Below are 13,152 nucleotides of genomic sequence, written 5' to 3' on the forward strand. Positions count from 1 at the left end.
AAAGCCTAAAATTCACCTAAAATCTTTCTCCCCATATATTCTGGAGTAAGTTGTTCTGATATATGGTAATCATTTGTTCCTAATTGTTTTTTCGCAGCTTGTATCGCTTTTTTTATATCCTCTTCATAATTTTCACATAAAATAAATCTCTTAAATGATTCTAAATAAACTCTTAATTCTTGTTTATATTCACCATCTAAAATAACAATAATAGGCTTATTATATGAAGTGCAATAATATATTTTCCCCGGAATTTGAGTTCCTCTACTATTGCATATGCACACTAAAATATCTGATTCTTGCTCCATTTGAAGAGCTTTTTTATACGCAACCATTTCTTGAACTGATATATTATCTGTACTCTGTAATTTTATATCTGAAGGTCCACAAATATTTAATTTAACTTCACATGTTCTTGCAGTATTGTATAATGGAACAATGTTTCTAATTGTGGAATAATATGCACCAAAATACCCTATTGAAATATTATTATTCGGCCTAATTTCTGCCCTACTATACTCTTCATTGTCAACCTCTGCATATGCTTGACTAGCATAATCCATTTTAAAATATAGTTTCATGAAAGTTTCTTTTTGCTTTTTTAATGTTAGTGGTGAAGCATATATTACCCTATCTGCCTTGGCTATCAATTTATTTTCATGATATTTTACTAGTCTGTTTCTCCAATCATTACTTCTTGTAATATCATTCAACATTGGATCTCCCCAATACTGAATCCATTTAGCTTTACAATTCTTATTTTCCTTATATATTCTTTCAACTATTAAATGAGAGGATTTAGGATCGGAAGCAGACATAATAACATCATATTCGTTATAATCTATTTTTAGCTTAGATACTCCCTTAACATTAACTTTTTGTGCATCAAATATAGATGTATTAATATATACCTTTTTTATTAAACTTCGGCATATTATCAATCCAGATTTTATTAATCCTTTCTTTGGTTTTGTATATGATCCTTCTTTAGTATTTTGCTTTTTAGCCATTAGCATAGTATACATAATATCGATATCTATATAATAAGAATGTCTAACAACTTTATTAATATCGTTTATAGTATCATCATAGCTAATAGTGTTTTGATTTGGTCTTAACGTCATAATATCTATATCATGACCTATTGCTGATAAACCTTTTACAATACCTTTATTTTGAATAGTTGCCGATGTATTATTTTCAAAAGCAACCATAGATACAAATAATACTTTCATTCAAACACCTCTAGTAAAAAATAATTTAATACTTTTATAATCTGATTTGTAATAATAAATTTGAAAATTAAACCAAAGCATAATTTTCTTTTAATATTCTACATACAACCAATTTAAAATAAATATAAAAAATTTCTGAATTTAAATTTATTAATATATAAAACCACATTAGTGAGTAATTCTTTAACAACTTATAACGTAAATATTAATGAGTTTTAGTTTCCTAACATTAATTCTTACATCATATCTATTTATTTAATTAATAAATAGATACTTGCACCCAAAATAAGGATCCACGTCATAAAAATTCTCGATACTATTTTTCTTTTCTTTGAAGCTTTAAAAAATTCTCTAAATATTAAAATCACCATAAATGGATATATTGATATAAAATGTCTAAAAGTAAATGTAGTTATTACCATTGCAATGAAAAAAATCCAAAATATTAACGTGACTTTATCAATACATTTTATATTTCTAAATAAGTATGGTAATAAGTATATTTGAGCTATTACTCCAATGGATATAATTACTTGAAAAAAAACATCTATATCCTCAAACATTTTAAAAACATGTAAAATATGTATAGGAAGTGGTGAAACTAATCCATAAGCAATTCTCAGTAAAATTCCGAAAGGAAATAAATTTACAGAAAATATTATTTTTGAAAGACCGTCACTTAAATTTAAAATATATTCCGTATAATATCCTGTAAAATATTCCAGTTGCTTTCCAACACCTAAGTAACTATAAGAAGCTACACCCAAAATTATAGCAATCAAGAAATATATAGAATTCCTACTTGTCAACTTCTGATCTTTTAAAAATATATTTAAAATAATTATTATAAAAATAAATATAAGATTTTGGGATCTTAGCCAATATGAAATATATGTTAAAATCAAAGTGATTAATATTACTAATAAACGTTCATATTTTTTTCTCTGCTTACTTGTATATATATCCCACAAATAAAAAATACCAAATAAAATTAGTATATTTAAAGTATCTCGAAAAATATGAATACTTATATATAAAGAATTAGGAAACAATGTAATAGCGTATAATACAATTAAATTCTGTTTTTCACTAAAATCATAATGATTACTAAAATATTTAAAAACAAGCATTCCAAGAATCATGTTAAAGTATATATTAAGTACACGATAAGCAATTGTATGATATCCACCTAAGATATTAGAAAATCGTATAATCCAAGACATAATCCATACAAATCCATTTGCACTATAAAATCTAAATTGTGATTCTTGTAATAACTGCTTAGGCATATAATATTCTTGATCAATAACGTATCTACCATAATTTTCAAAACTTAAATCATCTGAACCTCCAATATAATACGGGGCACCATACTTTGATATATACCCATAATATAAAACTATCATCAAAAATACAGAAATTAAAAATATTAATGATAGTCTATTAAAAAGTTTTTGATTTTCATTTCTAGAAAAACACAACAAAATCAAAAGTCCAATTGAACCTATAACAAGTATACTTATACTTGAGAACACTAAGCTAAGTAAAGTTAGTGTGACAAAATTTAATATAATAAATAGTATCATATAATCAACCTCATCTTACATTTTAAATTATTACAACTTATCTAACATTTCTACATTTTCATATAATAAAATATCTAACTTTTGAAAAACGTTGTTTACCATGCAAAATTTAACATATACAATATGAATAATTTTAAAATTTACATAATATAAATAAATGCATATCATTTATCATAATACATTACATATTGAACATCAAAGTAGATTAATCTTATTTATTTTAAAATTATAAAGATAGAATTAGTTGATTTATTTTTGCTAATAAAAGTCTTTATTATAATGTATATCTAATAGCTATAGAATAACTTAACATCTTAAGTTATAATTTTCTAACTTCTTTTATACCTTTAATCATTAATTTAAACGCTTCTTTAGAATCTTTTTGATGTCTAAACATTTTTCGATGCCTTATAATAAATTGTAGACATAAAAGTTTTGACCATCTTTTGGACAAAAATGTAAAAAGAGCTCCTTTATCTATAAAAAATTTATCTGTGTATCCATTAAACCAAGTAGATTCATTATGTGTTACAGTCCCAATTTTTTTAGGTGATGCATATATTTTAAGTCCCTTTTTTATACAATCCATTAAAAATAAACTATCTTCTCCACTACCATACTTTGCTCCTCCACCAAATAGAAGAGAAAAGTATATATTAGCTTTTCTTATGCTTTCTGTTCTTATTGCAACTCTAAAAGTTCCATATCTTAAGCAATTATAAAATCTTACTCGCTTCTCTTTAGGAATTATGTATTCTTCTCGCTCTGGATTAGTACTTGGAACATTAAAAATAATAACATCTGCACTTGGATTTTTTCTAAAAGCTTCTATTATAATATCTTTATAATTATCATCATACTTAACATCATCATCTGCAAATAAACATATATCTCCAGTTGCTCGCATGAGAGCACTGTTCCTACTTAATCCAACACCACGCTCAGCAAAGGATAACATTTTTATGTTGTACCCTTTATAATTAAATTCCTCAAGCTTATTTTTATCGCATTGATTGATAAATATAGCATCAGATTGTATATTCATTTTTTTAATCAAACTATGGTCATTTTGATTCATAGTTGAAACTAATACATTTAAATTCATTATAATCTCCCTTAATATTTCTTAAAATCTAGTAGCATAACAACTTCTATTTTATTACCATAATTAAAATTCTCTTATATCTTAAACGTATTTTCATAGCTATAATATTTAAGCTAAAATTAATATATAATCCTTAGCATCTTATACATTAATTCGATTATTATCATATGTTTATTAAAACAACCTCTTCTTTGTTGCATTAAACATGTATCCTATCTGACAATACAAACTTTTTAACAAAGGGAGATTTTGTCTTTCTCTTAAACATGCATAATACCGTTTAGCATTTTTAAATTTGTTACTCGACACAGAATTTTCAGCTACTCTATATTCTGCTAGATTTTCATCAAGTCCATATGCTATATTCCCTTTTTTCAAATACTTCATCCATGTTAACACGTCTTCCAAATGGCCAATTTCAACTTTTACCTCACCTAATACTTCTTTATCCATAATAACTGTCAAGCAACCAATTATTGTATTCTTTAAATATTGATTATAATTAATCTTTTTAGGTGCATGAAAAATCTTTTTCTGTCCTTCTGGCTTATCACTCATAATTTCATATGAAGTAAAAGTAAAAGCATAATTATTATCTATCATAAAATTAATTTGTCTCTCTAACTTATTAGACTTCCATGCATCATCAGAATCAAGGAATGCAATAAATCTTCCTCTTGATATTTCAATAGCTTTATTCCTTGCAACCGCAGCACCAGTATTAACTTCTTGATTATAAATCATGATTCTTGAATCTCTTTTAATATATTCTTCAACAATTTCTTTCGTATTATCAGTTGATTTATCGTTGACAATTATCATTTCCCAATTTTGATAAGTCTGGTTAATAACACTATCCATACATTCTTTTATATACTTCTCACAGTTATATGCAGGAGTAATGACTGATACTAAGTGTTCAGTATAACCCTTTTTTTCATTCATCACTAATCCCTCCCTTCTAATTACTTTTCAGTTTTAATAACTGACTCTCTCAAATCCCAAATTCTATAATTTTCTTTATATTCACTCATACTTTTCTCATAAACCAAATTCCCAAATGCCTTATTAACTGTACCCACAAAATTGCCCATTAGCTTCAATATTGGATTGAATACCATAGTAAGTTTTATCCTCTTCCCATGCACCTCAGCCACAAGCTTCACTAATTCACTTGTACCAACATACTCACAATTTTGAGGATAAAATATTCCTCTTTCTTCATTCAAAATCATAAGTCTAATGAATTCACAAAGGTTATCTATATGAAGCATACTTCTTTCATTTTTAACATTAGGAAATATCGGTAGCTTTTTAGCCATTTTAGCAAGCTTAGGATAATTTCCTTTTGAATCTTTTCCAAATATCATAGGTGGTCTAATTACTACCACATTGAATTTATCGTTTTGGAGTGATAGAATTCCTTCTTCGGCTTGTAACTTGCTCCTACCATAGAAGTTACTTGGCTCAGGCACTGTATTTCTATCTATAACTCTTTTATGATTAATATGACTACTATCACCATAAACTATTATACTACTCATAAAAATAAACTGCTTAACGCCTTCTGCTTCTGCCTTCTTTGCAGTTTCTATAGTTAAATCACGATTTACTTTATAATATAATTCTTCCATACTAGGATCTGTAGAGACATGAGCAATCCCCGCCACATGAAACACTACATCATATTCTGAAAAACTCTTCTCTCTCCAAGTTCCATCTACCATATCCACAGTATCAACTAAATAATCTTCTGACCATTGATTTAGCCACTTTTCAAAACTTGTACCTATATAACTATTAGCACCTGTTATAAGTATTTTCTTCATCTGCTAATCACCTTCCCATATCAAATCGATACCGAATCCCTCTCCACTTCTTTTCCCTCTACCGCTTCCTTAACTCCACCTTCTACAACGCCCTCTCTTTTCAGTACAGAAACAATAGTACCAAAGAAGCATTTTGCATCCATTTTTACTCCCAAATTTTCAACATAATTTCCGTCATATCTTGCCTTGTCTTCAATGGATACTGTATCTCTTCCATTGATCTGTGCCCATCCAGTGAGACCAGGACGTATGTTATTAGCTCCATACTTGTCCCTTTCTGCTATTAAATCATATTGATTCCATAGAGCAGGTCTAGGTCCAACTATCGCCATGGAGCCAGCTATTATATTCAAAATTTGTGGCAATTCATCTAAACTAGTCTTTCTTAAGAATTTACCTACCTTAGTTATATATTGCTCTGGATTTTTAAGGAGATGGGTTGGCATATCCTTAGGTGTATCTATTCTCATGGTGCGAAATTTCAGAATATTAAAGTGAATTTTATTAAACCCTACTCTCTTTTGTTTAAAGAAAACAGGACCTTTAGAGTCAAGTTTTATAGCTATAATAATTATCAAAAATAATGGTGATAGTAAAATTAATCCTATAAGTGCAAGTATAAAGTCAAATAATCTTTTTACTTTTAAATACATATCAATTCCTCCCTTAAGTTAAAGTAATATTATGATCTATTACTTCATCCCTTTAAATTATTATATTCTATAACCTGACCACTATTAATTTTAGATAAGGCAGCAATGATGCAGTTAGACTTTACCACTGCTCCACAGTCTACATGACATCCATAACCAATGGTGGCATCATGATCAATAATTGTTCCAATACTTATAATAGAACCCTTTTCAATCTTTGAGTTTGTATTTACAACTGCTTTAGCTTCTACTACTGTACCTAAAGATACTGTAGCTGATGGACTAATATATGCCGTAGGATGAATTAAGGTTGGAATTTGAAATTTATTCTTTTCAAGTTCTTCAATCCACTCCATACGTAGTTTATTGCTTCCAAAGGCTGGTATTGCATAGGTATATTCTTCTATAAATTTCGAATTTTCAGAGCATAACCCTATGGCTTCATTAGAATTATCATCTAAAAAGTCTATTTTATTAAATATCCCCATAGCTTCTGCAACTTCCTTAACAACATGACCATGGCCACCAGCACCTAGAATTATTAAATTCTTATTTGAGTTATGATTTGTCATATAATAACCCCCTAAAACTTTAACTTTATATTAACCACTAATTAAGACTGCCCACCAATTCTTAATTTATAAAACCAGATAAAAATAACCCACCGCTATCTTTTACTAACTCATATACCATAAATTTCCCCTTCAAACTTATAGTTACCCCGAATTAATAAGATAAAGGTGGGTTGCGCTACTAACTCCCTGTAGTCCAAGCGCCCAAGTACAGACTACAGTTCATAATTCCCTTTAAATTTAAGTTATTTATGTCGAATTTTATTTAACCCCTATCGATTCTAAAAAGTTCCCCCAATTTCCCGACTTTTATATAACCGATACACCCAGTTCAAATTCATGCACATTGAACATCGTTCAACTCATCTTCTAAATATTTTTAAAATCCCACCTTGTTTTCTAATTCTTTCTCCTCGAAATTCAACCTTATTGTTCATTAAGATTTCCTGAGAAATGTTCTCCATCTCCCTTACATATCCAGGGTTTATTTTTTCTATAGCTTTTATCCCCGTTGTCATATCTGTGCTTCTAACTTGGGATCTATGACCATCGGAACCTATAGTGCTATATATTTTATGTTTTACAAATAATTTTGCAGTCTTTTTAACTCCACCACCAAAATCTCCTGTTATGCTCCCTGTGTTTAGTTGAAATAAAAACCCCTCTTCAATAAACTTATTTATCAATTCTGGGGCTTCTATAAATGTTTTATATCGCTCTGGATGAGCAATGATAGGTACAACTCCCTTTAATTGAAGTTCATAGATATCATTTATAACTTCATCCACAGAAAACTCTCTTAAAGGAAATTCTATTAACATATATCTACTGTTTTCTATGGTACTTATATCACCACATTGAAAACTTTCTAGAATTCTACTGTTATAGTAAACTTCTTGCCCACAATATATTTCTATATCTATGTCTTTTTCTTTAGCTAAAATTTTCAATTTAGCTACTTCTTTTTTAATTTCTTCATAAGATACTTGAAACCTACCCCTAAAAAAATGGGGAGTGGCAACAATTCCTGTGGTTCCTGACTTTTTTGCTAATTTAAGCATGTCTACAGTCATATCTTCATCTTTAGATCCATCATCCACTCCATGAAGTATATGGCTATGAAAATCTATCATAAGCACTCCTCCAACCTTTAAGTGAAATTTTATATATTATTTATCACCATAATAGTAATAATAGCTGTTTCTTTTAGTGTCTACTCCATTTAATATGGTACCGATGATATTTGCATTAACCTTTTTTAAAAGATTAATAGAATTTACAACAGAATCTTTTTTTGTTTTTTCTGCTCTAATGACAAGTAATGTTCCATCGGCTCTAGTAGATAGTATTTGCGCATCAGTAACGGCTTGTACTGGTGGCGTATCTAATATTACATAATCAAAAACCTTTTTTAAGGCATCTATGAGAGCCTTCATGGATTTTGAACCTAACATCTCAGATGGATTAGGTGGAATCTTACCTGAGGTCAATACGGTAAGATTATTATTATATCTATGTCCTACTACAGAAATACTCTCCTTCCCAACTATTACATCAGAAAGTCCTGCAGTATTAGATATTTCAAATTTTTTATGTAGTGATGGTTTTCTTAAGTCACAATCTATAAGTACCACCTTTTTATCTCCTTCAGCTATGGATAATGCTAAGTTTCCTGCTGTAGTACTCTTTCCTTCTCCTGGTTCTGCACTAGTTACTACTATTACTTTATATTCCTCATCAAAGGATGAATATTGCAAATTTGTTCTTAGAGTCCTATAACTTTCTGAAGCTATAGACCTGGGGTCTTTTTCTACTATAAACATTAATTTCTCTCCTTAAGTAAAAATCTATTAAGATTATCTGCTGTAACTTTCTACTGCTCAGTGTGAGGTATAGTTCCTATTACAGGAATATCTAATTCCTTTTCTAATTGTTCCCTATTTTTATATGTATTATCTAAAAACTCTAGTAAAAAGCTTATTCCCACGCTTACCATTAATCCTAATAAAAAGGCTATAGCTATATTCATTTTTTTATTAGGGCTCACTGGTATTTCTGGAACTTTTACTGATTCTATAACTTTTATATTACCATTTGGCACCAAAACCTTAGATGTAGTTACAAACTCATTAGTTATAGCTTGTACCATAGTTGCTGCCATATTAGGATTTTTATCATCAATTTTAATTTGAAGGATTTGTGTATCAGCTACAGTTACCACTGTAAGCTTCTTAAGAACTTCATCTTCTGTTAGATTACTGTTTGCAACCTTTATAGCTCTACTAACTAAATCTCTAGTTTTTATGGCTTCAGAATAAGTCTTCATTAACTTTTGATACATGGCTATTTCATTTTGATCATAACCTGCCTCTGCTCCTGCTTCTTTACCTATAAATAACTTAGTACTTGCTTCATACTTAGGACTTATTAAGAAAAAGCTTACCAAACCTGATACTAAAGTCGCTAATAAAGTTACTATTAGTATCAACTTCCACCTTTTCTTTAACACTTCTAGAATTTCTCCAAGGCTAATTACTTGTTCTTCCAAAATTATTATTCCTCCGTTTCCATCTTGTGTTAATCATCCTACTTAAGATTTTATAGGTCTATCTTTGGTATTATTCCTAAAACTGGTATGTTTAATTCTTCTTCTAGCCTATCTTTATTTTTATAGGTGTTATCCATAAACTCTATAAGGAAGACAACGCCTATTCCAATAAACACTCCCAATACTATAGCTATTATAAGCCCTATACTCTTGTTAGGACTTACTGCTCTTAATGGAAATCTAGGTTCTTCTAGGACTTGTACATTTCCATTAGGAACTAATTCTGTTGATAATTTAACAAATTCATCTTTTATAGCAGATACTAACTTTACAGCTTCTTCTGGTGAGCTGGTCTTATACTTTATTTCAATAATTTGTGTATCAGCTAGGGATACCACTGTTAAATTTTCAACTGCCTCTTTAGGCTTTATTTCGAATCCTGTTTTATCTATAGCTTTTTTTACCAAATCTTCAGTTTTAATAATTTCAGCATAGGTCTTTAATAATTTTTGATACATTTGTATATCTAAAATATTATATCCTTCCTGCTGACTTTCTTCTTTACCTATAAATACCTTAGTGGTTGATTCATATTGTGGAGTTATTAGTAAAAATAATGCTATTGATGCTACTAAAGTAGAGGTCAAAGCAAATACCAATATAATTTTCCACTTTCTTTTTAAAATTTCGAAGATGTCATTTAAACTAATAATATTCTCTTCCAAATTAATTCTCCTTACAAAATCAATTTATACATATTACAACATTTTATGTATATTTTTACTATGTAAAAATATAATTTGAATATCTAGTTGTAACATCCGTATAATAGTACATATTTCTTTATATTTCAATTGCATACATAACTGTCACATTTGTATAATATCATATTTCCAGTAACATTACTAGTAAAAAACCAATGTTACTAGTAATATTATGTATAATTATGAATAATAACCTAATGTATTCTACAATATCCTTGATTTTGCGCCTATATATACTATTATTTTTATTATTAGTTCATAATTATATCATCGTATCATGTTCATAAAAATTTATAATAAACTTCATGGAATAATTGACCATTATGCTTTTCTTTATATTTACACCTTTAACATATGATGATAGAATTAGGTACAGAGAGGAGTGTAACTATGTCACAAAACAGAATTGATCCTGAAAAAAAGAAAAATAAAAGAAGAAAAAAGAAAAAACGCTCACTGGGATTTAAAATTTCAATGGGAATTCTAGGAGTGTTGATATTTATAATAGCTATTGGAGGAGGATATTTTTATTCATTATATAATAAGATGGATAAAGTAGAGATTGACAAATCTAAGTTAGGTATTGCTTCAAAGGATGCCTTTAAAGAATACGACAACCATGAATCCATAAAAAATATAGCTTTATATGGTATTGATGCAGAAGAGGGACAAGCTGGTCGTTCTGACTCCATAATGATAGCTACCATTGATTCCGCTCATAATAAGGTTAAAGTAACATCTATTATGAGGGATTCTTATGTTAATATCCCAGACCGTGGTATGGATAAAATAAATCATGCCTATGCCTTTGGAGGGCCAACCTTAGCTTTAAGAACCTTAAATGAAAACTTTGGCCTTAATGTAGAGGATTTTGTATCAGTAAACTTTTCTTCATTGCCAGAAATTATTGATGTCCTTGGTGGAATTACAATAGATATTACTGAAGAGGAAGTATCTCATATTCCTGGAGTAAGTTCTACAGGCCCTACCTTATTAACAGGTAATCAAGCCTTGGCCTATTCTAGAATAAGATATGCTAGTGGTGGAGATTATGAAAGAACCCACAGACATAGAAATGTAATGTCTGCAGTGTTTAATAAAGCTCTTGCTGCATCTCCTACATCTTATCCTAGTATTCTAAATAACATCCTTCCTTTAGTTCAAACTAACCTAAGTTCTGGTGATTTTATATCTCTAGCAACTAAGGTAGCCGGTTTAGGAAATGGGAATTTAGAGCAAGAAAGATTCCCAAGAGATGGAGATGGAGCTGGTGATATGAGCACTGGAATATACTACCTAAAGTTTGATATTGAAACTGTTAAAAAACAAATGAGAGATTATATATTTGCCGATAAAAAATAATAGTAAAAACACCGAATATCTAAGATATTCGGTGTTTTATTTATGTTGTTTATTTTTTATATTACAATCTCCAGTAAACCACAGAATCTGTATCTACACTATGTCTATCAATGATGCCTTTTACATCTATGAACACATCTTTTTCTACTTCATCCTTAGCTGCTGCTACTTCATCTAAAGCTTCGCTTCTATATAGTGGAGCAAAGTCTTTAATGGTCATTTCTCTGTAATTATGATGAGATACAGCAAGTATAATAGCATCTACCTCTTTAATATCTTCCATAGAAACCATATCTATTCCATACTCATGTTTAATTTCTTCTTTACATGCTACAGGATCTGTGGCTAATACATTAACTCCATAATCTTTAAGTTCATCTATAATATCCACTACCTTTGTATTTCTTGTATCTGGACAATCTTCCTTAAAGGTAAGTCCAAGAACTGCTACCTTTGCATTTTTAACTCTCTTATTAGCTTTTATTAAACTTTTCACTGTGTTCTCTGCGATATACTTAGCCATTCCATCATTTATGTTTCTTCCAGCAGCTATAACCTTTGATTCAACACCAACCTCTTTAGCTCTGTGGATTAGGTAATATGGATCTACTCCTATACAGTGTCCTCCTACTAAACCTGGGTTTAGCTTTATAAAGTTCCACTTACTACCTGCAGCATCTATTACAGCTTTAGTATCTATACCCATTCTATCAAAGATCATAGCAAGTTCATTAACGAAGGCTATGTTAACATCTCTTTGACAGTTTTCTATTAATTTAGCTGCTTCTGCAACCTTTATGCTTTCAGCTCTATATACTCCAGCTTCTATAACTAGTTCATAAGCTTTAGCAACTGTATCTAGAGTTTCTTCATCCATACCAGATACTATCTTCATTATGTTTTCTAATCTATGAACCTTATCACCTGGGTTTATTCTCTCTGGAGAATATCCTATTTTAAAATCTTGTCCACAGATAAGTCCAGATTCTCTTTCTAGTATTGGTACACAGATTTCCTCTGTTACCCCTGGATATACTGTAGATTCATATACTACTATAGAACCTTTAGTTAAGTTTCTTCCTAAAATTTCACTAGCACCTATAACTGGTCTTAGATCTGGAGTTTTATCTTCATTAGTTGGAGTTGGTACTGCAACTATATGGAAGTTACATCCTCTTAGTTTTGTTTCATCACTTGTAAAATCTACAGTAGATGCTTTAATAGCCTCATCGCCAACTTCATTAGTCACATCTACTCCGCTTAAGTACTTATTTATCTTTTCCTTGTTTACATCAAATCCAACTACAGGAACCTTTTTAGCAAAAGCTACTGCTAAAGGCATTCCTACATAGCCAAGTCCTACTAAGGATATTTTTAAATCTTTCATTATATCGTCTCCTACTGTTCAAATTAGCAATTACTATTTTAATAAATATTGATACTTTTTTAACAATTAATTAGGTTTATCCAACAACCTGGTTGTTGTTGGATAAACAAA

General features: G+C 29.5%; 13 protein-coding genes and 1 riboswitch. Of the genes, 1 reads left to right on the forward strand and 12 read right to left on the reverse strand.

Annotated elements, in window-relative coordinates; translation table 11 throughout:
- Positions 1-5 precede the first annotated feature (5 nt).
- The 11 genes from B2S02_RS04295 to B2S02_RS04345 form a co-directional block, all read right to left on the reverse strand.
- Positions 6-1,235 carry a hypothetical protein gene (locus B2S02_RS04295; RefSeq protein WP_346920347.1) on the reverse strand — a complete coding sequence of 410 codons (1,230 nt, stop codon included), beginning with the start codon at positions 1,233-1,235 and terminating at the stop codon, positions 6-8.
- A 251-nt stretch (positions 1,236-1,486) separates the two neighbouring features.
- Positions 1,487-2,821, reverse strand: a complete 1,335-nt coding sequence (locus B2S02_RS04300) for a hypothetical protein (RefSeq protein ID WP_346920348.1) — start codon at positions 2,819-2,821, stop codon at positions 1,487-1,489.
- 319 nt (positions 2,822-3,140) lie between these two features.
- Positions 3,141-3,926, reverse strand: coding sequence for a glycosyltransferase family A protein (locus B2S02_RS04305; RefSeq protein ID WP_346920349.1), 786 nt, complete (start codon positions 3,924-3,926; stop codon positions 3,141-3,143).
- A gap of 174 nt (positions 3,927-4,100) precedes the next feature.
- Positions 4,101-4,871 (reverse strand): glycosyltransferase family 2 protein, encoded by a 771-nt coding sequence (locus B2S02_RS04310; RefSeq protein WP_346920350.1) that lies wholly within the window; start codon positions 4,869-4,871, stop codon positions 4,101-4,103.
- A gap of 20 nt (positions 4,872-4,891) precedes the next feature.
- Entirely contained in the window at positions 4,892-5,755 is an 864-nt protein-coding gene (locus B2S02_RS04315; RefSeq protein ID WP_346920351.1) for an NAD-dependent epimerase/dehydratase family protein, read from the reverse strand.
- A gap of 20 nt (positions 5,756-5,775) precedes the next feature.
- Positions 5,776-6,408, reverse strand: coding sequence for a sugar transferase (locus tag B2S02_RS04320; RefSeq protein ID WP_346920352.1), 633 nt, complete (start codon positions 6,406-6,408; stop codon positions 5,776-5,778).
- Positions 6,409-6,452: 44 nt separating this feature from the next.
- On the reverse strand, positions 6,453-6,980 hold the full coding sequence (locus B2S02_RS04325) for a hypothetical protein (RefSeq protein ID WP_346920353.1): 528 nt from the start codon (positions 6,978-6,980) through the stop codon (positions 6,453-6,455).
- Positions 6,981-7,138: 158 nt separating this feature from the next.
- A riboswitch (cyclic di-GMP riboswitch) is annotated at positions 7,139-7,222 on the reverse strand.
- A gap of 120 nt (positions 7,223-7,342) precedes the next feature.
- Positions 7,343-8,113, reverse strand: coding sequence for a tyrosine-protein phosphatase (locus B2S02_RS04330; RefSeq protein ID WP_346920354.1), 771 nt, complete (start codon positions 8,111-8,113; stop codon positions 7,343-7,345).
- Positions 8,114-8,149: 36 nt separating this feature from the next.
- A complete protein-coding gene (locus tag B2S02_RS04335) occupies positions 8,150-8,803 on the reverse strand; it encodes a CpsD/CapB family tyrosine-protein kinase (RefSeq protein WP_346877313.1) in 654 nt (217 codons plus the stop codon).
- A gap of 50 nt (positions 8,804-8,853) precedes the next feature.
- Positions 8,854-9,528: a YveK family protein gene (locus B2S02_RS04340; RefSeq protein ID WP_346920355.1), complete on the reverse strand. Its 675-nt coding sequence runs from the start codon at positions 9,526-9,528 to the stop codon at positions 8,854-8,856.
- Between the two features lie 50 nt (positions 9,529-9,578).
- Positions 9,579-10,253: a YveK family protein gene (locus B2S02_RS04345; protein ID WP_346920356.1), complete on the reverse strand. Its 675-nt coding sequence runs from the start codon at positions 10,251-10,253 to the stop codon at positions 9,579-9,581.
- 429 nt (positions 10,254-10,682) lie between these two features.
- On the opposite strand from B2S02_RS04345, the gene B2S02_RS04350 reads away from it, so the two are divergent.
- Entirely contained in the window at positions 10,683-11,654 is a 972-nt protein-coding gene (locus tag B2S02_RS04350; RefSeq protein WP_346920357.1) for an LCP family protein, read from the forward strand.
- A gap of 61 nt (positions 11,655-11,715) precedes the next feature.
- Here the strand turns inward: B2S02_RS04350 and B2S02_RS04355 are convergent, their stop codons facing one another.
- On the reverse strand, positions 11,716-13,041 hold the full coding sequence (locus B2S02_RS04355) for a nucleotide sugar dehydrogenase (RefSeq protein WP_346878672.1): 1,326 nt from the start codon (positions 13,039-13,041) through the stop codon (positions 11,716-11,718).
- Between the last annotated feature and the right edge of the window lie 111 nt (positions 13,042-13,152).

Source organism: Clostridium sp. UBA7339, from assembly GCF_002470865.1.
Lineage (GTDB): Bacteria > Bacillota > Clostridia > Clostridiales > Clostridiaceae > Clostridium_J > Clostridium_J sulfidigenes.